The sequence below is a fragment of the Nocardia pseudovaccinii NBRC 100343 genome, assembly GCF_001613225.1.
Taxonomy (GTDB): domain Bacteria; phylum Actinomycetota; class Actinomycetes; order Mycobacteriales; family Mycobacteriaceae; genus Nocardia; species Nocardia pseudovaccinii.
Window position 1 is genome coordinate 1 of the sequence record NZ_BDBY01000175.1, and the last position, 23,994, is coordinate 23,994.

At 64.7% G+C, this 23,994-nt stretch carries 21 protein-coding genes and 2 pseudogenes; 12 read left to right on the plus strand and 11 right to left on the minus strand.

Translation table 11 applies throughout. From position 1 onward, the window contains the following. The 3 genes and pseudogenes from NP3_RS21190 to NP3_RS21200 form a co-directional block, all read right to left on the minus strand. Positions 1-397: pseudogene (locus NP3_RS21190) on the minus strand (hypothetical protein); the annotation flags it as partial. After that, entirely contained in the window at positions 397-1,653 is a 1,257-nt protein-coding gene (locus NP3_RS21195) for a cutinase family protein (RefSeq protein ID WP_084508748.1), read from the minus strand. The gene NP3_RS21195 and the pseudogene NP3_RS21190, both read right to left, overlap by 1 nt. Continuing rightward, positions 1,650-2,447 (minus strand): hypothetical protein, encoded by a 798-nt coding sequence (locus tag NP3_RS21200; RefSeq protein ID WP_063043339.1) that lies wholly within the window; start codon positions 2,445-2,447, stop codon positions 1,650-1,652. The genes NP3_RS21195 and NP3_RS21200 overlap by 4 nt, the downstream gene beginning before the upstream one ends. A 1,060-nt stretch (positions 2,448-3,507) precedes the next feature. Here NP3_RS21200 and NP3_RS21205 point away from each other — a divergent pair. Further along, positions 3,508-4,344 carry an MBL fold metallo-hydrolase gene (locus tag NP3_RS21205; protein ID WP_063043354.1) on the plus strand — a complete coding sequence of 279 codons (837 nt, stop codon included), beginning with the start codon at positions 3,508-3,510 and terminating at the stop codon, positions 4,342-4,344. A 208-nt stretch (positions 4,345-4,552) separates the two neighbouring features. Here NP3_RS21205 and NP3_RS21210 read toward each other — a convergent pair whose 3' ends face one another. Next, positions 4,553-5,314 carry a helix-turn-helix domain-containing protein gene (locus NP3_RS21210; protein WP_169814530.1) on the minus strand — a complete coding sequence of 254 codons (762 nt, stop codon included), beginning with the start codon at positions 5,312-5,314 and terminating at the stop codon, positions 4,553-4,555. Positions 5,315-5,402: 88 nt separating this feature from the next. Here NP3_RS21210 and NP3_RS21215 point away from each other — a divergent pair, with 88 nt between their 5' ends. The 4 genes and pseudogenes from NP3_RS21215 to NP3_RS46870 all read left to right on the plus strand — a co-directional run. Further along, positions 5,403-6,296, plus strand: a complete 894-nt coding sequence (locus NP3_RS21215; RefSeq protein ID WP_157124434.1) for a helix-turn-helix domain-containing protein — start codon at positions 5,403-5,405, stop codon at positions 6,294-6,296. Between the two features lie 712 nt (positions 6,297-7,008). Continuing rightward, the gene (locus tag NP3_RS21225; protein WP_063043343.1) at positions 7,009-8,226 is read left to right on the plus strand and encodes a VWA domain-containing protein; all 1,218 of its coding nucleotides are present in this window, start codon (positions 7,009-7,011) and stop codon (positions 8,224-8,226) included. Positions 8,227-8,241: 15 nt separating this feature from the next. Then, a complete protein-coding gene (locus NP3_RS49860) occupies positions 8,242-8,457 on the plus strand; it encodes a hypothetical protein (protein ID WP_157124435.1) in 216 nt (71 codons plus the stop codon). 146 nt (positions 8,458-8,603) lie between these two features. Then, positions 8,604-8,940: pseudogene (locus NP3_RS46870) on the plus strand (transposase); the annotation flags it as partial. A 32-nt stretch (positions 8,941-8,972) separates the two neighbouring features. On the opposite strand, the gene NP3_RS21235 reads toward NP3_RS46870, so the two are convergent. From NP3_RS21235 to NP3_RS21260, 6 genes are all read right to left on the minus strand, one after another. After that, on the minus strand, positions 8,973-9,770 hold the full coding sequence (locus NP3_RS21235) for a TetR/AcrR family transcriptional regulator (RefSeq protein WP_063043355.1): 798 nt from the start codon (positions 9,768-9,770) through the stop codon (positions 8,973-8,975). 210 nt (positions 9,771-9,980) lie between these two features. After that, complete coding sequence (locus tag NP3_RS21240) at positions 9,981-11,615, minus strand: CocE/NonD family hydrolase (protein ID WP_063043345.1); 1,635 nt, start codon at positions 11,613-11,615, stop codon at positions 9,981-9,983. Positions 11,616-11,899: 284 nt separating this feature from the next. Continuing rightward, complete coding sequence (locus NP3_RS21245; protein ID WP_063043346.1) at positions 11,900-13,129, minus strand: NAD(P)/FAD-dependent oxidoreductase; 1,230 nt, start codon at positions 13,127-13,129, stop codon at positions 11,900-11,902. Between the two features lie 5 nt (positions 13,130-13,134). Continuing rightward, the gene (locus NP3_RS21250; protein ID WP_063043347.1) at positions 13,135-13,329 is read right to left on the minus strand and encodes a ferredoxin; all 195 of its coding nucleotides are present in this window, start codon (positions 13,327-13,329) and stop codon (positions 13,135-13,137) included. A gap of 249 nt (positions 13,330-13,578) precedes the next feature. Then, positions 13,579-14,118, minus strand: a complete 540-nt coding sequence (locus tag NP3_RS21255; protein WP_063043348.1) for a VOC family protein — start codon at positions 14,116-14,118, stop codon at positions 13,579-13,581. Between the two features lie 84 nt (positions 14,119-14,202). After that, positions 14,203-15,108, minus strand: coding sequence for a fumarylacetoacetate hydrolase family protein (locus NP3_RS21260; protein WP_218024888.1), 906 nt, complete (start codon positions 15,106-15,108; stop codon positions 14,203-14,205). 191 nt (positions 15,109-15,299) lie between these two features. On the opposite strand from NP3_RS21260, the gene NP3_RS21265 reads away from it, so the two are divergent. Next, positions 15,300-16,256, plus strand: coding sequence for a LysR family transcriptional regulator (locus NP3_RS21265; RefSeq protein WP_063043349.1), 957 nt, complete (start codon positions 15,300-15,302; stop codon positions 16,254-16,256). Positions 16,257-16,890: 634 nt separating this feature from the next. On the opposite strand, the gene NP3_RS21270 is transcribed toward NP3_RS21265, so the two are convergent. Continuing rightward, on the minus strand, positions 16,891-17,487 hold the full coding sequence (locus tag NP3_RS21270; RefSeq protein ID WP_063043357.1) for a TetR/AcrR family transcriptional regulator: 597 nt from the start codon (positions 17,485-17,487) through the stop codon (positions 16,891-16,893). Positions 17,488-17,650: 163 nt separating this feature from the next. Between NP3_RS21270 and NP3_RS21275 the strand changes: the two genes are divergently transcribed. The 6 genes from NP3_RS21275 to NP3_RS21295 all read left to right on the plus strand — a co-directional run. Further along, entirely contained in the window at positions 17,651-18,514 is an 864-nt protein-coding gene (locus NP3_RS21275; protein WP_063043350.1) for an NAD(P)H-binding protein, read from the plus strand. Between the two features lie 175 nt (positions 18,515-18,689). Next, positions 18,690-18,863: a hypothetical protein gene (locus NP3_RS51535; protein WP_157124436.1), complete on the plus strand. Its 174-nt coding sequence runs from the start codon at positions 18,690-18,692 to the stop codon at positions 18,861-18,863. Between the two features lie 367 nt (positions 18,864-19,230). Continuing rightward, positions 19,231-20,151 (plus strand): LysR family transcriptional regulator, encoded by a 921-nt coding sequence (locus NP3_RS21280; protein ID WP_063043351.1) that lies wholly within the window; start codon positions 19,231-19,233, stop codon positions 20,149-20,151. Positions 20,152-20,239: 88 nt separating this feature from the next. Then, positions 20,240-20,773, plus strand: coding sequence for a formate dehydrogenase subunit gamma (locus tag NP3_RS21285; RefSeq protein ID WP_245721051.1), 534 nt, complete (start codon positions 20,240-20,242; stop codon positions 20,771-20,773). Between the two features lie 107 nt (positions 20,774-20,880). Beyond that, on the plus strand, positions 20,881-22,317 hold the full coding sequence (locus NP3_RS21290) for an NADH-ubiquinone oxidoreductase-F iron-sulfur binding region domain-containing protein (protein ID WP_245721052.1): 1,437 nt from the start codon (positions 20,881-20,883) through the stop codon (positions 22,315-22,317). Next, the coding region (locus NP3_RS21295; protein ID WP_157124437.1) for a molybdopterin-dependent oxidoreductase at positions 22,314-23,994 on the plus strand (1,681 nt) is incomplete at its 3' end. The genes NP3_RS21290 and NP3_RS21295, both read left to right, overlap by 4 nt.

The following is a 23,994-nucleotide window of genomic DNA, read 5'->3' on the forward strand; positions in this document are numbered from 1 at the left end:
CCAACCCGGTGATGCCCAAGCCTTGCCCGTCGGGCACAGCTACCGTCCAGCCGCGCGCGAGCGCGCTGGCGATGAACCAGGTTTCCGGTTCTGTTCCCTCTCCCGCCAGTAGCTGTGATGGTGCGCAGCGCCCACCAAGGCCGTGAAATGCCGTGCAGTACACCAGGATCGGACTCGGGTCTGCGGTGTCTGGCCGCTCCGGTGTGATCACGATCCCTGATGCCGGGATGGGGCCGTTGGATGCGGTGCGAGTGGCGTAGACGATCTGCCACGCCCGTTTCGCACCCGGCAGCGCTGGGGTGGCTACGCTGCGGCGCCGTAGGACCTCCCCGGGGTGCGGGGTGAAGTCGATTTCGGGGCGGCTGTAGAAGTCATCGGCGGTGGTGGGTTCGGTCATTATTGGCTCCCGGCAATATCGTGGGCGAGGGCGACCATCCAGGCGATGCCCGAGTTGAGTTGGCCGTTGATGGCGTAGTTGTTGTGTCGGGCGACGGTGTCGGCGTAGCGCACCCAGATCGCAGGATTGAGCAGGTCGGCGTTGTCGGCGACGAGCCCACCCCATGCCGTGCCGAGTTGACCGGCGAGCTTGGGCAGCAACCCGATCGGGTTCGCCGCAACCGTCGCGGTGATCTCGTTCCACCGCGCGTCCGCCGCACGGAGCTCCTCCAGGCTGGGCCCGGGGGTACGGGGGTCGGCGGCCTCGATCAACCGACCAGCCAAACCCAGCTGCGGGGCGTAATCGACGTTGCCTGCACCGACCTGGAAATCATTGAGCACCACGGTCGTCCAGGCACCGCCCATAGCACCGGTGAACAAAGCGTTCAGAGATCCGATAGCGGCAACCGGGTCGCGCAGGTCGGCTTGAGCGGCGATCTCAGCACCGACGCGCAACAATGCGGCCCGGTCCGGTGCCGAGCAAGCCAGATCGCCGTCGGTGCAGATATCGGCGACACGGCCGGTCAATGCGCCGTAGCTAGTCGCACCGTCAGCGATGCCGCCGCCACCGGCAGGCGGGTTGGCGAGCTGCACCGTCGACACCGCGGCCCCGCGGGTGCCGGGTGCAGGATCGGGGACGGTCTGCCCCGGGCGGCCGGGGAAGATCGGTGCGTCCGGAGCGCGGTCGGGATGGGCATACAGAGCGATCCCGGCGACGCGATCGGGCGCGACCGGCCCAGCGCCCGCGCCGATGTCCCGGGCGAACCACGACATCGCCTGCGCACCTTGGGAATAGCCGATCCCAGCGATCATCGTGCCGGGGCACGTGTCGGCGATCTGCGTGGCAGCGGCATCGAGCTGGTTGCGGGCGTCGGTCACCGAGACCACATACGGGTCGGGCCCCCCGCCGGGAACCACGCCACCAAACCCAGCGCCGTAGGGGATGTAGCTGCGCTGCACCAGACCCGGCGCGGCCAACAGGACCGGCGCAATCAGCGCGCCAACCACTCCTGTATCCGCGAGCGGATCCGCGGTCGGTGAGGACTGGCCGGTGCCTTGCACGCCGAGCACATAAAGAGCCGGGCACCCCGCCAGCGGCACTGCCCCCGCCGACCCAGCGCCAGTGGTGGTGGCCCCGACCAACCCCAGCACGGTAGCGGTGGCGGTAGCTACCGCTGTAGCGATGACACGTGCGCGGTTGTTCGCGTCTGGTTTCATGGCTGCCCGACCCCGACTCCAGCACCGAATCCGGCACCAACCGTGCCCGCAGCGACAGCACCGACAACGGCGGCGGGGACGCCGACAATGACGGCACCCGCGACCGCACCCGCGGCGGCACCGATCGCGGTCCCAGCCACGCCGGAAGTCACCGTGCCGATAATCGGCACCGGCACAACCGTGCCGAGTGCAGCTCCGGCGATCCCGCCGATGGTGCCTCCGACCAGGCCACCGACCAATGCTCCAGCAGCAGCTACCGGCACTCCAGCGACCACGGCACCCGCGCCACCACCGATTCCGGCACCAGCCAGGGTGGCACCGCTGACCCGGTCCGAACGTCCGGCGGGAATCCCGATCGAATCCAAAGCGGTCGTGACCTGAGCTTCAGCGCCCGCTGCGGCGTCGTTGATGGCATCCGCACATTCCGCCGGCAGCCAGTCCGGACGCGGGGTCTGCCACTGCCCGATACGGATCGTGTTCTCCGGCGGCTCGATCGGCGCCACCGGAGCAACAGGCTCGGGCAGATGAAGCTCCTCGACCCTGATCGGTTCCACCGGCTCTTCCGGCGGTGGAACCGGACGCGACGTCGCATCGTTACGGATCTCCGGCGGCTGGGAGTAATACACCGGCGGCGCTGGCTGCCTCGGAGCGGATTCAGGTTCGGGCGGTGGCGGTGGCGGGGTGACCGTGCCGGGCTGGGCGGGGCTGGTGACACCGGGCTGGTCGGTGATGGCTGTGGGAGCGTCGACCGCGCTCGCTGTACCAGCAGCCGCGAGCACCATCACGATGGGCATTACGCCCGTAAGAACAGCGCGTCTGCCATGAAAAATGGGCGCGTTCAGCCCTTGCTTTGCACCACGATCGCCGCACTGGCGGGCAGATGGGTGCGCGATGCCGTATTTCTTGGATTTGAGCATGCGAGATAAACCTTCATTTATCGGTGCAGAGTTGGTTACTGATGCAACGCGCGGCACGCGCGTTTAACGCCTTGCGGTCCAGCACAATTGCTTGATCGAGATTTCGCCAAATTGCGCAGCCCCAGCTTCGGGCACCGGCGTTAATCGCCGTCGATCGTGGAATTTCGATGCGGCCGCGGTTCTAACGTCTCCAAAGGATGTGCTGGGGTGCGCCTCCCAGACGCGAATCAGCCTCTGGGAGGCGGCTTCACATCAGATGAATGGCAGGATGAGTGCCAGCGCCTGGGCCGCCACGGATAACCCGTTCGACAGCAGGGACAGACCTGAATTCACCCATCCCAGAATCACATAAGGATCCATCATCTTCCTTTCTAGCAGTGCGGAGTTGCGTATCCATCAAAAGCCTTGAACGACAGGGAAAGCCAGGGTTTGAATGCGCCTAGATTGCGTTAACGCACGTAGCGTGCATTAGCAATCTGGCTGCCATGCAGGGTGTTTGCCCTATGTTTGACGCAGCGAGCGTGAACACTTTTTGGAACCAGCAACGCGCAAGAGTTCGGCTCGCGCTACCGGCGCGACGTTCATGCGCGTGCTGCGCCGATCACATTGACGGGCAGGTGCGTTGGGTGCCTTGCCGACTACCGACGATGTGGCACACGACACAGGCGGCGGAGCTAGTCGGACGTGGATCAGGGATCGGCGCTTATGCGGCAACCACGGAGACGGCACCGGTCGAGTTCGCGACGGAAGCCGACCCTCCGCTGAGCTGCAGCTCATGCAGTAAGCCACACAGCGCACACGACGCGGGTATCGAAGTGAATTGCGTTTCAGCACTTGCATTTTGGTGTAGGTTTAGGCGACTTCCAAATGTGGCCAGGGGGCCATTGGCGCCGTGTACGGTGGCCGGTTGGTTGGCAACATGGATTGGAGCAGAGGTATGCGTGTCCATCATTTGGACGCTGGCGGCGCCAGACCTTATGGGGGCCGCTTGATCGACGGTCGACCGGGCGTTCTGCGTCGGGCAGTGGGAGCGTGTCACTGCATGTTGATCGAGCATGCTGCAGGATTGATCCTGGTGGACACCGGCTATGGGGAGCAGGCCACCGTTCGGCCGGACGATTGGGTGGGCCAGGACCTGCTGCGCCGCACCAACCCAGTTCTCGACCACCCGATTGCTAAACAGGTAGAGGCACTGGGCTTCTCACGCACGGATGTTCGCGACATCATCGTGACGCATTTGGACTTGGACCATGCGGGAGGACTCGCGGACTTCCCGGAGGCGACCGTCCATGTGCATCAGGCTGAGCTCGATGCTGTGGCGCGGCAGCCGTACGACCGTCGCCAGCGGATGCGTTACCGGCCAGCACAATTCGGGCACGGGCCCAAGTGGAGCACCTACGACGAGTCTGACAGCAGTGACGACCACTGGTTCGGTTTCCAGGCGGTGCGCCAGTTGCATGGTCTGCCACCGGAGATACTTATGGTCCCGCTAGCAGGACATACACCGGGGCACGTCGGGGTTGCACTCGACACCGGCGACGGTTGGTTATTGCACGCCGGAGACGCCTACTCCTATCACGGGCAGCTGGCAGATAAGCCATCGATGCCCTTGGGGGCCCGCGTATTCCAGTGGAGTGTCGATACTCAGCGGCAGCGACGGATCGACAACCAGCGACGGCTGCGGGATCTCGTTCGCGATCACCGAAGCATGGTGACAGTATTCTCATCACACTGCGCAACCGAGTTCGAGCAATTGCGTGCCGCACGGCCCTGAAGCCTCCGGAGCACAGGTCGGTTTCAGACCGAACCCACGGGCTGACCAGCATCGTCGCCGCCGACCAACAAGTCTCCGTCCCAACCGCTGGCTCAGCTCACCCTGAATCGGCGAATTGTTGGCGGATCGAATCCTGGCAACCAGATCGCCAGAGCCCTTCGGAGGTCCGCTTCCGGTTGCACGAACAGAGGTATGGGGCCCGGCGCAGCTACGGCGCCACAGCGAGCGGTCCGTCGACCGGGGTGAGGTGGTAGACCCACCAAGGCCTGAATGGCAGTTCGCTTACGTCGATGGACACCCACATCCGGTACTCGTCACCGGTATCGGCATCCCTGATCACGGAGTGTTCGAGAGATCTCTCCGGCGTCGCCAGGCTTTTGGGCAGTTCGGAATTCCAGAAGTCCTCCCACTCGGGCGCATCCCGGCAAGCCTCGACAACGGCGTCGACTTCACGCTGTGCCGCGATCCCCGGTGACATCAGCTTGAATCCCTGTGTCATCAAGTGCGTCTCGAACCGCCAATTCGCCAAGACCCGGCGAGCGACCGGCTCATTCACCATCCACTCGATGATGTTGCGCCCTGGCACTAAGCCAGGAAATGCCTTGAGGTACTTACTATTTGCCGCCCGCACCTTGAACAGCGGCACCTCGTAAAGGCAGGCCGGCCCCGGATAGGCTTCCAGAATCCGCAGATCGCGCGGCAGCAACGAAGCACCTGCACCAAGGTGTGCGGGAATGAGGTTGGTTCGGGTCAAGGCCAGGATCGTCCGCCCCCACCACACCGGAAGAGCCAACGCCCCGATGATGGCTTCGAAAGACTCGATACTCAACGAGCGCGTACCGTTCTCGACCTTCTTGATCTGATCCGCGCTCAGACCGACCAGACTCCCGAGATCTTCGGGTCGATCCAAACCGATTTGCATGCGGCGCGCTCGCAACCATTGCCCGACCGCCTTGGTGACCTCTTCCAAGTTCATCTCCCCCGTATGGTGCCACTCCCGGACACGTTGTCCCCGAAGTGATCTTGACGCTAGCGGACCGGTTCTCAAGACTCGGTCCATGAACCCCGAAACGAACCGCTTAGCGTATCTCAGCCCGCCTCACCACGGAAGACAACAAACGCCAGAGGAGCTGCCCGTGAACCGAAGCCCACTACACCGCGCACGAGATAGGCCCAAATACTCTCCGCAACAACATATCCCGACCTTACCGACGACTCTGCGGATGATCCGCGATCACCTCGAGCTCACTCGAATCACCGCGTACGAGCGGCACGGAATAAGCGCCTCATACCTCAGCCAACTCGAACGCGGCGAGCGCATACCCTCCATCGAAGTACTCGAAACGATCATCGCCGGATACAGGCTGAACCCGATGCAAGCGCGTCACCTGCGAGAACTACGCTTACCTGCCGAAGTTCTCGCCCCCGTCGACAAGCTTCGCCAGTATGTGAGCAGCAACGTCGGACTCATCAACCACATCCAAGACCTCGAGGAACGGGGAGTGCTCGCGGCCGCTGTGGATCCAATGTGGAATGTATTGGCCTGCAACGAATCGTTCCGATCAGCCCTACCCGGCCTCGACGAAACCGACTCCATCCCACGATGGCTGTTCAACCCGATCGCACAAACAGTCCTAGTCGAATGGCACCGCGAAGCCGCGCACTCCGTCGCCACCATCAAAGCAGTCCTCGGGCGCTACCGCGGCAGCCAGCAAGCACACGACCTCATACGCCACCTGCGCCGCAACAAGGATTTCCAACGCCTGTGGGCCCGCGGGATCGATGTCGCCTACGGCCGAGACACCAACGACCTGATACACGGGCGCGACCCCGTGACCCACAAGCTGGCCTCCTACCGCCTCAGCATCGCCGACGTAACCCAATCCCAGAACATCCTGCTCATCACTGCAATCCGCAAACCCTACTCCGGCCCTCACCCCACTGACCGGTGAACTTCTACATGGAGCCAATACGTGGCTGCTGGCTCGCCGACTGGGCCTGCCTGCCGCGTACATGCCGGGAGTCACGACCTTCGCGGCAGTGAGCGCCGATCCGGAGCCGCAAGTGTGTCCACCTAGCCGACATGTTCAGCTGTGCGGCGACACCGCCGCCGGACTTTGTCCTGGAAGGTTGGCAGATGATCTAGACCAGCAGCGACCGACCCGAGCGCTCGCATGCCGAGAGCGTCACCCGCGTGGGCGAACTCGGCTCGGTACACACGTGCCGAAAATGCTCGATCTCGTCGCGAGGACCCAGCCGAGCCAGATCGGCGCCAGCGACGGCGGGCGCATCGAACGCTGTGGGATCCTCAATATCCAGCAGCGATCCAGGGTTGGCATCACTGCGATACCGCATGAATGGTCGCGGGTCGACCCGCGCGGCCTATCGGCCTCCGGATTGCAGTCGAGTACCGGGAGCTCTTTCAACTGAGTCGGTCGAGGCGCTCAGCTATCGGCGCTGGCTCCCCGCGGAGACCATGACAAGTTGCCGTGATTTCGTCTGCGGTCGAGGTCGGAGGGTGGCCTCCTGCTCCATGGAGATCCGCCGCCAGGGTAGGAACTCCGCTTACGGCAGGAAGGGTGAGATGGTCTGGTGCCGAAATCGCCTGCTGCGGTGTAGCTCCCGGTTAGAGTCGAGTCCCACCCACGTCAGTCGAGGAAGCGAATGTCGAGCACCGCGTTGCGTAAGGGCGAGAATATTGCCGTCAACGGAGGGCATGTGTCCTTCTGCCTCACATTGGATCAGACGCCTATCGATGTTTCGGCGCTGCTACTCGGTCCCGGTGGGAAGGTGCGCGACGACAGTGACCTCGTGTTCTACAACAATCCGACGCGCCACGGTGTCGAAGTGGCCGGCACGACAGTGAAAGTCGACTTCACGCGTGTTCCTCGTGACGTTTCCACCGTGGTGGTTGTCGCGAGCATCGATCCGTTGAGTCCGGGGGCGGTCTTCAGTCGCGCCCCACGGCTGGTCGTCACCCAAAACCCTGGACCGACTGTGGAATACACCGCACCCGACTTCACCAATGGGGAGACTGTCGTAGTCATCGCCGAGGCCTACCGCCGCAACGATGCCTGGAAGGTGCGGGCAGTGGGCCAGGGCTACGCCTCCGGTCTGGGTGGGTTGGCCACTGATTATGGAGTCGATGTCGACACCGATGAGACACCCGCCCAGGTCGGTGCGAGTACGCCATCGGGTTCGCCGACACCCACCGAGCTCGCGAAGGTCACCGACATCGCGCCCGGGTTGCTGCCGGTAGCGACCGAAGCGAACCGGGCACTGGCGGATGCGGGAATGGGTAGCCGACGCGCTGCGGTGTATTTGGTTCTCGACCACAGCTACGACATGCGAGAACTGTACGAGTCGTTCACCGTTCAAGCGTTTGCTGAGCGAATTCTGGCTTTGGCGGCGAACCTCGATGACGACGGCACCGTCCCTGTGGTGTTCTCGGGTCGGCACGAACCGTTCGTCGAGGACCTCAGTCTGGGAAACTACCGGGGCAGGATCGGGCAATTGCACACCCAGGTCGACTGGGGCTGGTCGCAAGTCGACGAAGCGATGCGCTGCGTGGTCAACCACTACCAGGAGTCGGGGGCAGCTGATCCTGCATTGGTCATCGTCCAAGTGGGAGACGAGCCCGACGATAAAGCGGCGGTGCGAACACTGCTGCAGAACTCAGCGACGCTGGGAGTGTTCTGGATCTTCATCGGGTTCGGCCGAGGCAAGATGGCGTTCTACAAGAACCTCAACTCCTCGACCTCCGCCACCTTCCGCAACGTCGCGTTCTACAACACCGGAAAGAATCCAGGCGCAGTCCCGGGTGAACAGTTCTACGCCGAGCTGGTCCGCGGCTTCAGCACGTGGTCCCGAGCCCAGGGTTGAGTCCGGCCGATCGACGTGAGAACCCCTGGTGTTGAGTCGGCCCGCAGCGCGGTGCTGGTATTGCGACCGGTCCGTGTCAACCCCACCGCGCCTCCTGGCCTTCAACTTCATCGCTGGAGCATCATCACACACGAGATCGGCTCGGAATATCTAAAGTTGAGTCGCTCGGCCAGCCACGACGGCGAGCTGCCGATCATCGAAGGCAGCCTGATCCGGTTGACCGTCGACTGACGACCTGGGGACCGCAACCTGAAACATTTGTGGTTGTGGACATCTCGCACCGATCTGATGCCTGAGCAGACCGACCGATCCTGGCACGGGTTCCTGCGCCGGTTCGCCGATCAATGTCCGCTGATATCCGTCCCAACCAGTACACAGGGCTGCTGGCACCGGTGGAGCGCAAGAATTCCTGGCAGCTTGCCGAGGCTGCCGGGGGTGGTCGCCCCCGGTGGATTGCAGCATTTCCTGAACCGATCCCGCTGGAGCGCTGACGAGCTGCGTGATCTGCTGCGGGAGTATGTGACCGGCGCGTTAACCGGTCCGAACACCGTGCTCGTCCTCGACGAGCCGGGGTTCGTCAAGAAGGGCATGAAATCCGCCGGCGTCCAATGGCGATCCTCTGGCACGGCCGGGCGCGTGGAGAATTGCCAGCTCGGGGTGTTCCTTGCCCCACGAGGCGGGAATCCCGGAATCAGTCGAACGCTACGAACGCCGGGACGGACGGATCGACATCCGATGCCCGGGCCTCATCTGGTTCGCTGGCCCGGGCGTGTGGTGCTGACGCCGAGCAGAAAGGCGTCGGCGAAGATCGCGCAGCTCTCTTCGGGGTCGGGGAGGTCGAATCCGGCGCTGCCGGCGGCTGGACGCAGGCAGGCGTGCAGGATGACGGGCGCGATCATTTGTTGCATCAGCACGGGCAGGGGAAGGTCTCGAATGTTTCCGCTGGCGATTTGGTCGGAGAGCCAGCCGCCAAGACTCGCGAGCATTCGCGGGCCGGTGTGCTGGATCAGGGTGCTGACGGTGCGATCGGTGGGGCGGGCCATCATCTCGGCGAGCATCGCAGGCATGACCCGGGGTCGTTTACTGAAGGTCTCGGTGATGACTCGATAGATGCGGTGGACGGTCACCTCGAAGGTGGCGTGTTCGTCGGCCGTGGCGTCGGTAAGGTCGAGCACGGGACCGAAGCGGTCGAAGGCCGCGCGTAGCATTTCGTCGCGTCCGCCGAATCCGGCGTAGAGGCTATGGACGGAGCATTCGGCTCTGGCCGCTACGGCCTCCAACGTCACGGCGCTCAGTCCGCGTTCGTCGATGAGCTGGGCCGCCGCAGTCGTGGCGCGTTCGCGTACGGGGGCGCGACCACCCAGGGCGACGCCGATGTCGCGGACAGCGGCGTCCAGTGCTTCACGGGTACCACCGAGCCTGCGCAGGAGCGTGCTCTTGGAGATCTTGGCTGTCCGGGCAACCTCGATCAGCGGGACGTCTGCGACGTCTCTTCCGAGGGCGCGTGCTGCCTCGAGTGCTGCTTGAACCAGGGTGTCGGGCACGTGGGTCACGGCACGGCCTCTAGGTGGTCCTGACATAGCTCCCACCGTACTCAGTATGCCGGTCCACGTCGGCGCGAGGCGGAACCCCGCAGAACACGGCTCGTGGCTTTATCGGCGAGGACTGGACGGCGATTGCTTGGCTCTTGATCGCTGCGCCGTCCCCGACCGGCCGGTGGCAGGGACGGCGCAGCGGGATGCGCGACTGTCCGGTCAGGGGATGACCGGGAGCAGCAGTCGTGACGGGTGCTCGGGGCCCGTGTGGATCGTCGTAACGCCGTGCAGTTCGGGTCGGTCTCGATCGGCTGGGTGGTTGTGCCGGAAGGCGGTCAGGCCCGGGGTGTCGTGCCCGGCGATCACGAGCCCGAGGCGTTGTCCGGCGGGGAAGACCATGCTGGTCGGCCATATCTCGATGTCCAGGCGGGTGGGCTCGCCAGGCACGAGCGGTTCGGTGCGGGTGTGTGTGTGGTACGGGCGCCACTCGATGCTGCGCTGGTCGTCGAGTTCACGGTGGGAGGCCCGCAGCCAGCCGAGCGTGACCGAGGGATTCTGCCCGCCGGCGGCGTCGGTGAAGGTCAGGGTCTGACCGCCGGGATCGATGTTGAGGAGCTGCACGAACAGATCCGCATCGGTGGTGGTGGAGTCGATCCAGATGCTAAGGCTCAAGGGGCCGGTAATCTCGGTCTCGGCCTCGAACGGTGCGGAGTACAGGACCAGGCCCGGCCCGTCGGCGGTGAAGCTTGCAGTGCACGATGTCTCAGGAGCAGCGGTCCTGAGCGTCCCGGCGCTGGCGTCCAGGTGCAGCGGCGTCCACTGGGTGCGGGCGAGTGGCCATTCGTGTTCGCCGCGCCAGGTGAGCTGGTCGGCGCTGTCGCGGATGGCGAGCTGGATGGGCGGCTCGGCTAGCAGTCCGGTGTCGATGTCGTGGAGCCAGTAGTCGAGGAACTTGCGCTGCATCGCGTAGCCGTGTTCGGTGTAGAAGGGCGCGAAGTGACTGCCGGAGTGGACCGCCAGGCGCTTGTCCGTTGACGCTGCGGCGAGGTAGCCCTCGATGTTGCCGCGTAGGTGCAGGCCGTGACCTCCCCAGTTGCCTACCGAGAGCAGTGGCACAGTGATCTTGCCGAAGTCCACGATGCGCGCGGCGTGGAAGTCGTCGAAGAGCGGGTGCGCGGCGTGTTCCGCGCGCAGGTCGACGTTCTCATCGACCAGCCCGTTCTCGTGTACCCGGCTGCCGACACCCCTGTGCTGGTTCAGCCCGATCTGCCGGTCCCACCACATCTCGGTGAACCCGTTGGAGAAGATCCCTCCATGGTGGCTCCACTCGCGGTATAGGTCGCTGACGCCCTCCCATGGGACGATCGCTGAGAGGTGCGGGGGCTGCAACGCGGCGACCTGCCACTGGCTGATCGCGTAGTAGGAGATGCCCAGCAACCCCACCCGGCCTGAGCACCAAGGCTGCTCGGCTGCCCACTCGACGGCGTCGTAGAAGTCCTCGCTCTGTTGTGGGCCGAACAAGTCCATCCGTCCCGGGGATCGACCGGTACCACGCTGATCGAGTCGGATCACCGCGTACCGGTGCGGAACCCAGTACTCGGGATTGACCGTCTCGAAGTTCGCGAACTCGCCGTGCTGATCGACCTGGTCGTAGACACCACGATTGAAGTCAGCGAAGTGGACGTCCTTGCCGTAGGGGCCGAGTGTCATGATGACCGGGGCCGGTCCGTCGTCCTGGGGCCGGAACACGTCACCGAGCAGTGGCGTCCCGTCCCGCATCGGGATCGCCACGTTCTTTTCCACGGTCATCGCCGCGCCCTGAGTCGTGGTCGGACGGAACTGGTACTCCTCCATCGCTGCGCTCTCCTCTCCCGGTGGTCCTCTAACCCGTCCACCTCAATCGACGGCAGATGCACTCACACCGATGCCAGGGCTCGCCGATGGAGCGGATCTGATATTTAACTACATGTTAAGTGTATTCTAATTTCACAACAGAGCATGTGGGCATCGGAAGGTGTGATGTCCATGCTGGCCTCGCGGATGGGGTGTCTAGGGGCAGATCGATGTCAAGGGTGACCGTCCAACCCGCGTCACGTGATCGTCGCCAGAGCCGAATTACGCGAACGTCGACAACCCGTTCAGTGAACGGCGTCGGCTTTGACCGGCACGCTTGCACGTTCCATTCCACCTGCGGCCAGGGGGAGCGCCGCGGCGCTTTCGACCATGCCGCGGTAGGCGCGGATCCGGTGCGGCTGGTTGCACAGAAGGGCCGCACGTACCCGTCCTCCAGCGGCGTAGAGCCCGACGAATCGGCGCTCCTCGAGGCTGCCCTCGATCACCGAGAACTCGTCTCCGGGCTGTGGGTGTCCGATCAGTTGCAGCTTGCAGTCGTATTGGTCGGACCAGACCATCGTGGTGGCGTCGAAGCGGCGGCCCCGCCCGGGATCGAGCAGGCTCTCCGCCGCGACCTCTGCTTGGCGCACCGCGTTCTCCCAGTGCTCGACCCGCATGTCGCCGCCACGCGAGGACGACCACCTGGCGATGTCCCCGACCGCGACCACTCCTCCCGCGACCGTGAGGTCGCCGCCGCACCGCACGCCGTCGGCAAGGTCGAGGCCGCTGTCCGCGAGCCAGTCGACCGCGGGTCGGGCGCCGACCGCGATCAGTACGACGTCGGCGGAGACGATCTGGCCGTCCGCCAACCGCACTCCCTCCACGTGCTGTTCGCCGGTGAGGCCGACGACGCGCGCGCCCGCCATCACGTGGGTGCCGTGATCGCGGTGCACGGCCGCGAGCACCTGCCCCACCGCCGCTCCCAGTACGCGCGACATCGGGCCAGGCTCGGCCTCGAGCAGCGTCACCTCCAGGCCGAGCGCTCGGCAGGAGGAGGCCACCTCGCTACCCACGAACCCTCCGCCGAGGATCGCGATCCGCGGACGGCGGGAGAGTTCGGCGCGCAGGGCCTCGGCATCGGCGAGCGTGCGCAGCACGTGGACGCCGCGCAGCGGCGGCAGCGGCAGCGTGCGAGCCTGCGCGCCCGTGGCGATCGCCAGGCCGTCGACCCGTACGAGTTCATCTGAGCTCCGTTCGTGGTGGCGCAGCCGCAGAATCCGGTCCGGCAGACTGAATCCGGTGGCGCGTACGCCCAGACGCAGATCGATCCCGTCCAAATCGGCGTGCAGCCGGATGTCCTGCGCGGACAGCCCGTTGGTCAGAAAGCGCTTCGAGAGCGCCGGGCGCTGAATCGCTGGCTCGGGGTCGCCGTCGAGGACGGTGATCGTCCCGTCGAACCCCCGGCGCCGCAACGCCTGCGCGACTCCCAGCCCGGCGACCGAGCCACCGACGATGGTCACTTGTCGCAGTGACATCGCGCTCAGTCCTCGACCAAGCTCAGTGCATGGACCGGGCAGTTGCGCACCGCGTCACGCACATCCTCGACGGCCTCGGCATTGGGCTGCTCGTCGAGCACCACCAGCAGGCCGGACTCGTCGAGTTCGAGCGTGTCCGGGGCCAACCCGCAGCACAGGCCGGATGCGATGCACAGCCCACGATCGACGACGATTCTCATTGGCGTACTCCTCGAACTCTCACTGAATCTGTCCTACACGCCGTGGACGGCGGCCTACGCCACGAGGGCTCTGCCCAGCCGAAGCCGTCGCGGCAGCCAACGCGAATCAGCAGACGCGATCCCATAGAAGTCCCAGCTTCTCTTCCGGAGCGATAGGTGATGTGCGCGACCCCTCAGCTCCGGGGCCGATGCCCGGCGCCTCAGCGCGGTCGCCGGGGCGGGCATTGACGGATCGGGTGCATCCATCGCTCAGTCGGCCGTGCCGCCGGGGATGTGATCGAGCGGATTCTGGTACCGCGAGCGGATCTCGTCGTCGGTCAGGTCCTCACGCCCGGTCAGGTCGGTCTCGGGATGGTTGAACCGGTAGGCGTATCCGCCTTCCGGGAGGTGGCAGATCTCCCACCAATTGCCGTCGAGGTCATGCAGGTAGAACGAGAACGTGCCGTGCTGCCGGACCGGCTTCGTGAGCCGTCTGATGCCGTACTCCTCCTTGACCTGCAGCAGCTGCTCGTACGCCGCCCGGACCTCGTCCTCGCTGGATAGGTCGATCCCGTTATGGGCCATTAGCGGCATCTCCGTGCCCCCTGCGGACTCCACCACCGCGTAGCAGTGGTCACCGCCGAGCCGGATGAACAGTGAGACCGGTGCCTGTTGCACGACCTCCAGGCCGAGCACTTCCTCATAGAACCGTCGGCTGGCCGCTATGTCGCGGCTTTCGAGCGTGCCGTGCGAGAGGAAGCGCGTCTTCAGCAGCGGCGGGCGGGTCGAGCGATGCGTGATTCCGGGCATCGTCGGCAACTCCTTCGTGATGGGGCCTCGCGGTGGCGTCGGATTCCACGAGCAAGACACGGGGTGCTACTGCCGGACGACTTGTCAGCTGTGCGCCGTGTCGCGCCCGACGACCGGGTTGCGAAGTCGTCCGAGGCGGTCGATGACCACTTCGACCGTGTCTCCCGGACGCAGGAAGGTGCCCTTGCCGGCCCCGACGCCGGCGGGTGTGCCGGTCGCGATGATGTCGCCTGGCTGGAGCGTGACCACGGCGCTGGCCACCGCGACAAGTTCGTCCACGCTGTTGATCATCTGCGTGGTACTGCCGGCCTGGTGGTCCACCTCGTTGACGCTCAGACGGATGGACAGGTTCTGCGGATCGGGCACCAGCCACTCCGGAGTCAAGCCTGGACCGGTTGGACAGAACGTGTCCTGCGACTTGGAGGACAGCCAGTCCCAGACGAAGGCGTCGTGCACGGCGCCGCCGCGATGCATGGGGCCCCGAGCTGAGATGTCGTTGACGATCGTGTAACCGGCGACGTGCTCGCGCGCCCGTCCGACCGGGATGTCCCGGCCGCCCCTGCCGATCACGACGCCGAGCTCCGCCTCCCAGTCCACCTGCGCAGCCGGGTCCGTGGAGATGACGATCGCGTCGTCCGGGCCGATCACCGTGGTGGTCGGGGGCTTGAGGAAGAAGAACGGTTCGATCGGTACCTCCGCGTCCAGAGCGACCCCGGACATCTCCGCCAGATGATCCCTGAAGTTTGGGCCTGAGCAGAACACGGTCCTCGGATACCGGACGGGCGCCAGCACTTGCGCATCGGCGATTCGGCGGCCGCCGTTTGGATCGTAGCCGCGCAGCCTGTCGGCCACCGTGTCCCAGTCCTGCAGCGCCTCGAACAGACCGGGATAATCCTGCAGCGGTGGCGCCTCGCGCACCTCCGCGCCGATGAGTGCGGCGCAGAAGGTCTCGCGGCCGGGGGTGCTGACCGTCGCCAACGCCCACGTCACGCTGTGATGTCCTTGTGGTGAAGCCATACTCACATTGCACCTGCGGTGCCGGCGCGGGGTCCAACACTCAATGTCGGCGCCTAACAGCCGTCTCCTGTCACGGGGAAGTTGGATCAGCAGGTTGTGGCGCGCCGAACCACCGGGAGCGGCGCTGTTGAGCAGTTGCCAAAACTCACTTACTGTTACCTGCCGTGGATCTCGACCTGAGGCTGGTTCGATACGCGGTCTTCCTTGCGGACGAGTTGCACTTTGCGCGCGCGGCAGCCCGCCTCCACATCGCCCAGCAGACGCTGTCTGCGCAGATCAGCCATTTGGAAGACAGGCTGGGCGTGACGTTGTTCGAACGCGACCGGCGGCATGTCGAACTCACCCCGGCTGGTTCGGTCTTCATCGCCCACGGCCGCAAACTGCTCGACGAGGCCAACGAACTCTTCGCCGAACTGCACGGCACCCCGCTGCCGCTGCGAGTCGACGTAATCACCGAAGGCCTCACCGCCGGCATCGTCGCTCGCGAGCTGCGTCCCAAGCTGCCCGACGTCCTCCTGGAGGTGGTCCAGGGACACGGCCTGGCGGCCACGCTCTCCGCCGTCGTCGACGGCCGCGTCGACCTGGCGTTCGGCTGGGTCGAGGGACTCGGCAAGCCGCTCCCCGCCACCCTCAGCCAGGAACTCGTGCGGTGGGAGCCGATCGGAGTCGTCGTGCCGGCCGCTCACCCCCTGGCTACTCTCGACGCGGTTCGGATGCGCGATCTCATCGCGCATCCCCTGATCATTCATACGGCCGAAGAGGCCGTCGACTGGCAGGCATGGAACGAGGCGGCGGCAGGGGCGTTCGGCCTGCGGGTCGGCTGGCGGCTGCACGGCCACGGCCGCGATTCGGCCAACGCGGCGGTCCTGGCCTACCATGCTCCCGCGTTCGCGCCACTGGGGGCTCCGCTGCTCGAGGGCATCGTCAGCCGTCCGATCGAGGCTCCGGTACCGCTATGTCCGGTGTCGGTGGTATGGCGGTCTTCCGGTCGGATGCCGGCACGGCGGCGGCGCGCAGTCGGCGCTATTCACGAGATCGCCCGCGGACACGGCTGGCTCACCCGGCCGGCAACCGACCACTGGTTGCCCGCGCTACACGAAGTCACTCCGCCCGCCCGGTAAGCGTGGATCAGGCCAGGATGTCGCCGCCCTGCGGCATGGCTGTCCGGGTGCCGATCTCCCGGGACGCTTCACTGGCTTCAACTCAGTCGCGGTGGGAATACAGCCCGCACCGTGATCAGGTGTTCTTTGGCCGGGTTTTGCGGGGGCGTCGTGCCACTATGTCCGCGCTGATTAGCCAACTATTTGCTGCGTGGTTGGGGGGCTCTGCTTGCCGACGGCGGCTGTCACACGACAACGGCGGCCACTCCCGCGCGAACGACCGCACGGTAATCGATCGCGAAATCATTGCGGTGCAAGAGTGTTTCGGGGTGGAACACAGCGCGCACACCACCCCATGGATCCGCTCCGAACCCACCATGGGCCACACCTCGAGATCGACCGAGCAACACTGCCCGTGCAGGGTCAGCTCACCCGACATCACCCAGGCGTCAGCACCGGTCCACCGCACCCATTTCTGGTGAAGGTGAGACCTACGAAGTACCCAGCGCGACCCGGCAGGCTGCGGCCGGAAACGTCCGGAACTCCTGAACTGTGAGGGCACGCCCAGTCGGTGTTGGCGAGGACTGCGTTTGCGCTGAAGAACTGGAGTCTCATCACCCAGGCTCTGTGCGGTGACGTGCAAGAAATGCGTTGATCAGTTCTCGCCATCTTCCACCACAGTGCGCAGGCTTTCGAGGAAGAACCGGGTCCGGCGGTCGTAGTCGTCACGAGCCTGGGTGGGCCAGTGACGCAGCATGAGCGCGTTCGACACGGTGGCGTAGTGGAAATCCTCGACGGTGAAGTCACCACGAACGACACCGGCACGATGTCCCTCGGCGACCAGCGTCTTCGCAATATCCATCGCCGCGTCGCACATGGCGGTGAACCGGGGAGAGTTCGGATAGTCCGCGAGGATTATGTCGAGAAAGACCGGCTCACGGTATTGCAGGTCCCGATGGTCACGAACGTAGCTGCAGATGCCTGCCCACGGGTCGGCGCAGCCACGGGCCCGGCTGATCGCCCCGAAGAATTCCGGAGCGATCAACTCGTCGATGACCGCGTCGACGAGGCCGTCGCGGCCCTCGAATCGGTTGTAGATGGTGGCCTTACTCACCGACGCGGCAGTCGCGATCTCCTTCAGCGGCACTCCGAGCCCACGCTGCCGGAACGCATCAATTGCCGCTGTGCGGATCTGCTCGGTGTTGCGGGCGGCGTCAGCCCGCAGCCTCACCGAGTGCTCGTCCTCGGACATCGGATCCCTCATCCCCTTCGCAGCAGAACTTGACCCTGAGGTCATGTTAGTCTAAAAATAATTTGACCCATGGGTCAACTTTGTGTGATCGGGTCGACGCGAACTCTGAACGCTCGGTCGTCGTCGCAAGCGAACACACCTCATCCCCACAGAAAGGTCTCTCATGACTTTCGCTGTCATCGGCGCCACTGGCCAGCTCGGTCGCGACACGCTCGATGCTCTCGTCGCTCGCGGAGTGCTGGCATCTGACGTCATCGCCATCGGCCGCAACGCCACAGCACTCCACGAGATCCGCGAACAAGGCTTCCAGGCAGTGGCCGCGGACATGAACGCTCAGCAATCCATCGAATCAGCTCTATCTGGCGTCAGCGAGCTGCTGCTCATCTCCGGCAGCGAAGTGGGCAGGCGGCTCGAACAGCACAAGTCCACCATCGACGCGGCAACACGCGCCGGCGTGCGGCGCGTCGCCTATACGAGCGTGTTGAACGCCGCCGCTCCCGGACTGCTCATCGCCGCCGAACACAAGGCCACCGAGGAATACCTCGTGGCCTCCGGCCTGGCATACACGATGTTGCGTAACGCGTGGTACACCGAAAACCACCAGCAGGACTTCACCGCCGCCGCCACAACCGGGAAGATCGTGTCCAACCTCGGCGATGGGCGGATCGCCACGGCCACCCGCGGCGACCTCGCAGAGGCCGCAGCCGTCGTCCTCGCCGAGAAGGACAAGCACGACGGCACCATCTATGAGCTGTCCGGCGACAGCGCCTGGAACTACCACGAATTCGCTGCCAGCGCCGCCGAGGTTCTTGGCCACGATGTCGAGTACATCGCCGTCGAGGACGAGACCTACGCACAGCAACTGCAGTCGGGCGGTATGCCGGCGGACACGGCCGGATTCCTAGTCGCACTCAACGCCAACTTGCGCGCGGGGCTGCTCGGCACCACAACCAGCGACCTCGCCACTCTGATCGAACACCCCACCACACCACTGCCGGCCATCTTCCGCCAGTGGAACGCATCCTGAACTGGCGTTGTAGCCGACCACAGCGGTCACACCGAAAGCTGCGGGGCCAGCGATGATGCTCAAGAGCAGCGGGTGTGTTCGCGCCGCTCTTCCGCATCATCGCGGCACCGTCCCTGCGTCGCTCCCCGGCGCGTACCAAGTCTGACGGTGTGCGCAGCGGCAGTTTCCTCGCGCAGTGCTCGACGAAGTCGACACCGCTGCCCGCCACGGCGAGTTCCTGCAGGATCGTCTTGGCATTCGCTTTGATCTGGTCGTCGATCCGCTGGACCTGTTTCGGGGTAAAGGTGGAGCTGACCAGTTTGCGAATCTTGGTGTGGCGCAGTGCGTCCATGGCGATGATGGACTGTGAGTTCTCGATGACCTCGGGGGCATCGTCTCGAACAACGTGCCCCTACCAGAACAACGAAGTGCTGATCTCCAGTAAGGGCGTGCAACTTCGAACCTGCCCGAGGAGATCATCGAGGCGACGCTGTGCTTGCTCGGTATGGACGGCGAGCGGCACAACAAGGTGCGCGGGCTGGTCAGCAAGGGATTCACCCGCCGAGGGCGTTTTCGGTGGCGACACCGACGGTGTCGAGGTTCCTCACCAACGGCAACGGGCCCGGACTACGACCACGCCACGCCGCGTCCGCTCCAGGGCTGGAGATGTCTGCTGCTTCAGTGACGTTCCGGGTGCGTCCATCTGCCTGGGCGCACCGTCTGGTATCCATGACGGCATGCTGCTGCGACAGCTCGAATATCTCAATGCCCTGGCACGCGAGGGACATTTCGGCCGCGCGGCAGAAGCTTGCCACGTTTCTCAGCCTGCCTTGTCGGCCGGAATCCGAAAGCTCGAGGACGAACTCCACGTCCAAATCGTCCAGCGTGGAAAGCGGTTCGAGGGGTTCACCCCCGAGGGTACGCAGGTGCTGAAATGGGCACAGCGCATGATCGCTGAGCAGGAGGCGCTGCGCCACGAACTCGCCGGTATGCGAGCCGGGTTGTCCGGGGTGCTGCGCATCGGAGCGATTCCCACGGCCCTGACCGTCGCATCGCTATTGACCACTCCCCTGTACAAGCGACACCCGATGGTTCGGTTCTGCTTGGAGTCGATGTCGTCGCGGGAAATCGTGTCGCGGCTCGATAGTTTCGACATCGACGTTGGGATGACTTACATCGATGGAGAACCGCTGGGCAACGTTCGGGTTGTCCCGCTCTATCGCGAACGCTATCTGTTCCTCACGCCTCGCGCCGGTGAGTTCACCGGACGTGCTTCGATCAGTTGGGCCGAAGCCACCTCGGTGCCGCTGTGCCTGTTGACACCAGCTATGCAGAACCGACGGATTATCGACGGGCACTTCGCCGAGGCCGGAGTGGAAGCCACGCCGGTAGTCGAAACCGACACCGTCTCGGCGATATATGAGCATGTCGCGTCCATGGAGTTGTCCAGCATCATTCCGCATGCCTGGCTCCACGGCTACGAGGTGCCGGAGGGCGCCCGGATCATGCCCATGCCGCCGCCGAAAAGGGCGTTCCATGTCGGTCTGGTTCTGGCCGCCGGCGGGCGGGAGTCGATGCTTGCCCGGTCGCTGGTCGAGACTGCGACCGAGGTCGACGTCAGCAGTGAACTGGAACGAGCAGTTGATCACCGACTGTGATCTGCGATTCGGCCTGAAACAGCCGCATCCCGGTGGCCAGCCGACTCCTTTGATAAATAGAATTTATCATGAAATCCAAATTTGATATTTGACGCAGATCACGGCTGATCCTAGTTTTGCCCACGAGACGAGAAGCGTGGAGCGATTCATGAACAGAGCCACTACGGATCTGCCGGAGCTGGTCCGCTCCGTCGTAGATTCTCATCGACACCTGCGCGGCCCACTCCTGGTGGTACTGCGCGAGATTCAGGATCGCCTGGGGTACATAGATCCCGACGTGGTGCCGTTGGTGGCCGCGGAACTGAACCTTTCGCGCGCCGACGTACACGGGGTTGTCACGTTTTATCGGGATTTCCGATCCGAACCACCAGGCCGCAAGACACTGCGGATATGCCGCGCCGAGGCGTGTCAAGCGATGGGTTCCGAGCTATTGGTCAACGCTCTGGAGCAAGCACTCGGCATAAAGGTCGGTCAGACGACGACCGATGGTTCGACCACCCTCGATCAAGTGTTCTGCCTGGGAAACTGCGCCCTCGGCCCTGCCGCGCAGATCGACGGGCGCTTATACGGGCGCCTGGATCGGGACCAGGTCATCGACATCGTCCGGACGGGGCGATCATGATCACGGTCTATGTGCCCCGGGATTCGGCTGCGAGATCGGTCGGGGCAGACGAGGTTGCCTGCGCCGTCGAACATGCGGCCTCCGCCGCGGGCCGCGCAATCAGGCTGGTGCGCACTGGAACCCGCGGAATGCTTTGGCTGGAGCCGCTGGTCGAGATCGAAACCGAACACGGCCGCGTCGGCTATGGGCCGATTCGAGCCGCGGAAGTGGCCGACCTGATCACGCACGGCATGCTCGATGGAGCCGCGAACGACCGATATCTCGGTCTCGTGGCCGAACTCCCCTGGATGCGCGATCAACACCGGCTGTGCCTGGCCCGTGTCGGGGTCACCGATCCGTTGTCTCCCGACGATTATGTGAGCCATGGCGGTTTGGCTGGACTTCGCCGCGCCTTCGAACTCGGCCCCGCCGAGGTGGTGGCGGAAATGACCGCTTCCGGTCTTCGTGGCCGAGGCGGCGCCGGCTTTCCGGCGGGTATCAAATGGAAGACCGCTGCCGACGCTGACGGTGACCTGAAATTCGTGTGCTGCAACGCCGATGAGGGCGACAGCGGCACCTTCGCCGACCGGATAGTGCTCGAGGGCGACCCATTCAGTCTCCTCGAAGGCATGATTATCGCCGGATACGCGGTCGGTGCCGCAGAAGGGTATATCTATCTGCGTTCTGAGTATCCAGACGCGGCGTCCGTGATCGGTGATGCGCTCGAAATCGCCCGCGCTCGAGGATGGCTCGGCGAGAACATCCTGGGCTCCGGCTTCAGCTTCGACATCCAGCTGCGGTTGGGCGGCGGCGCCTATATCTGCGGCGAAGAGACCTCCATGCTGGAGAGCTTGGAGGGCAAGCGCGGCATGGTCAGAGCCAAACCACCGATCCCGGCCCTGACCGGGCTCTTCGGCAAGCCCACGGTGGTCAACAACGTACTGACACTGGTCAGCGTGCCCGCCATCCTCGCCGACGGTGGCAAGGCATATGCCGAGCTGGGAGTCGAGCGTTCACGCGGAACCCAGGTGTTCCAACTGGCCGGCAATATCGCCCGCGGCGGAGTGTTCGAAACCGCCTTCGGCATCTCACTGGCCGATCTGGTCAACGAATACGGCGGCGGCACCGGCTCCGGACGTCCAGTGCGCGCCGTCCAGGTCGGCGGACCACTCGGCGCCTATATTCCCAGTTCGCAACTGGACCTTCCGATGGATTACGAGGCATTCAGTGCAGCCGGGGCGATGCTGGGCCACGGCGGCATCGTGGTATTCGACGACACCGTGGATATGGCCGCGATGGCGCGGTTCGCGATGGAGTTCTGCGCCGAAGAGTCCTGCGGTAAGTGCACCCCGTGCCGGGTGGGCTCCGTACGCGGCGTCGAGGTGATCGATCGCATCGTCGGCGGTGAGGATCCCGACGGGAACCTCGCCTTGCTCAACGACCTGTGCGAGCTGATGACCGAGGGCTCATTGTGCGCGATGGGCGGACTCACACCGAATCCGGTTCGTAGTGCGCTGCTGCACTTTTCGGAGGACTTCACCGCTCGCCAGAAGGAGAAGCGATGACACTGTTCAAGGATTACGATCTCGGGACACCGGCTCCGCCATCCGATGCCAACGCGGTGACAGTCGAGATCGACGGGCTGCCCGTCACGGTTGGCGAGGGCACCTCGGTGCTTCGCGCAGCCGCGCTCGCGGGAGTCGACGTTCCGAAACTGTGTGCCACCGATAGCCTCGACGCGTTCGGTTCGTGCCGCATGTGTCTGGTGGAAATCGACGGGCGACGCGGAACGCCGGCCTCGTGCACCACCCCGGTAGCCGACGGGATGCAGGTGCGCACCCAGACACCGCGGCTGGCCAAGCTGCGCCAAGGCGTGATGGAGCTCTACATCTCCGACCATCCGCTGGACTGCCTGACCTGTCCGGCCAATGGCGACTGCGAGCTACAGGACATGGCAGGTGTGGTCGGTCTGCGCCAAGTGCGCTACGGATACGAGGGCCAGAACCACCTCGACCTCCAGAAAGACCGCAGCAACCCATATTTCGACTTCGATCCATCGAAGTGCATTTCCTGCTCCCGATGTGTCCGCGCCTGCGGAGATATCCAGGGCACATTCGCCCTCACCATCGAGGGACGGGGTTTCGATTCCAAGGTATCCGCGGGCGCGGGAGAAACATTCGCGGACTCCGAATGCGTGTCCTGTGGCGCGTGCGTCCAGGCCTGCCCGACCTCGACCCTGCAAGAGAAATCAGTTGTCGAGTTGGGCATCCCGACTCGAACGGTGCTGACAACGTGCGCGTACTGCGGTGTGGGGTGCTCGTTCAAGGCAGAACTGCGCGGCGACGAGCTCGTCCGGATGGTTCCCGACAAGAACGGCGGCGCCAACGAGGGACACGCATGTGTCAAGGGCCGCTTCGCATTCGGCTATGCCACCCACCCCGACCGTGTGCTCGAGCCGATGATCCGGGAACGGATCACCGACGAGTGGCGCGTGGTGGACTGGGACACCGCGATCGCTTATGTCGCCGATCGGATGCGCGATATCCAGCAACGATACGGGGCCGGGGCCGTCGGCGGGATCACCTCGTCACGCTGCACCAACGAAGAGGTCTACGTCGTGCAGAAGATGGTGCGGGCGGGGTTCGGCAACAACAACATCGACACGTGCGCGCGAGTGTGCCACTCCCCCACTGGATACGGCCTCAAGCAGACATTCGGTGAATCGGCCGGGACCCAGGATTTCCGATCGGTCGCCAAGGCCGACGTGATCCTGGTGATCGGCGCGAATCCCACCGACGGACATCCAGTTTTCGCCGCACGGATGAAACGGCGACTCCGCGAGGGCGCTCAACTGGTCGTCATCGACCCCCGCCGCGTCGATCTGGTCCGGTCTCCGCACATCGAGGCTGCCCACCACCTCCAGCTCAGTCCGGGCAGCAACGTCGCGGTCGTCAATGCACTCGCGCACGTGGTGGTTACCGAGGGCCTGGTCGACCGCGACTTCGTGGACGCCCGATGCGAAGGATTCGATCAATGGGCGGAGTTCATCGCCCAACCCGAGCACAGCCCCGAAGCGGTCGAACCCATCACCGGCGTGCCCGCCCACCAATTGCGAGCGGTCGCGCGACTCTATGCGACCGGCGGCAATGCGGCGATCTACTACGGCCTGGGCGTGACCGAACACAGCCAGGGCTCGACAATGGTCATGGGCATGGCCAACCTTGCCATGGCCACCGGGAACA

Coding starts and splice junctions, on each gene's coding strand:
- NP3_RS21245 (WP_063043346.1), bottom strand. CDS start 13,129: ATGTCACTGCGACAAGTGACCATCGTCGGTGGCTCGGTCGCCGGGCTG.
- NP3_RS21200 (WP_063043339.1), bottom strand. CDS start 2,447: ATGCCCATCGTGATGGTGCTCGCGGCTGCTGGTACAGCGAGCGCGGTC.
- NP3_RS21270 (WP_063043357.1), bottom strand. CDS start 17,487: ATGTCCGAGGACGAGCACTCGGTGAGGCTGCGGGCTGACGCCGCCCGC.
- NP3_RS21195 (WP_084508748.1), bottom strand. CDS start 1,653: ATGAAACCAGACGCGAACAACCGCGCACGTGTCATCGCTACAGCGGTA.
- NP3_RS21275 (WP_063043350.1), top strand. CDS start 17,651: ATGACTTTCGCTGTCATCGGCGCCACTGGCCAGCTCGGTCGCGACACG.
- NP3_RS21225 (WP_063043343.1), top strand. CDS start 7,009: ATGTCGAGCACCGCGTTGCGTAAGGGCGAGAATATTGCCGTCAACGGA.
- NP3_RS21215 (WP_157124434.1), top strand. CDS start 5,403: ATGAACCCCGAAACGAACCGCTTAGCGTATCTCAGCCCGCCTCACCAC.
- NP3_RS21240 (WP_063043345.1), bottom strand. CDS start 11,615: ATGGAGGAGTACCAGTTCCGTCCGACCACGACTCAGGGCGCGGCGATG.
- NP3_RS21255 (WP_063043348.1), bottom strand. CDS start 14,118: ATGCCCGGAATCACGCATCGCTCGACCCGCCCGCCGCTGCTGAAGACG.
- NP3_RS21205 (WP_063043354.1), top strand. CDS start 3,508: ATGCGTGTCCATCATTTGGACGCTGGCGGCGCCAGACCTTATGGGGGC.
- NP3_RS21250 (WP_063043347.1), bottom strand. CDS start 13,329: ATGAGAATCGTCGTCGATCGTGGGCTGTGCATCGCATCCGGCCTGTGC.
- NP3_RS21280 (WP_063043351.1), top strand. CDS start 19,231: ATGCTGCTGCGACAGCTCGAATATCTCAATGCCCTGGCACGCGAGGGA.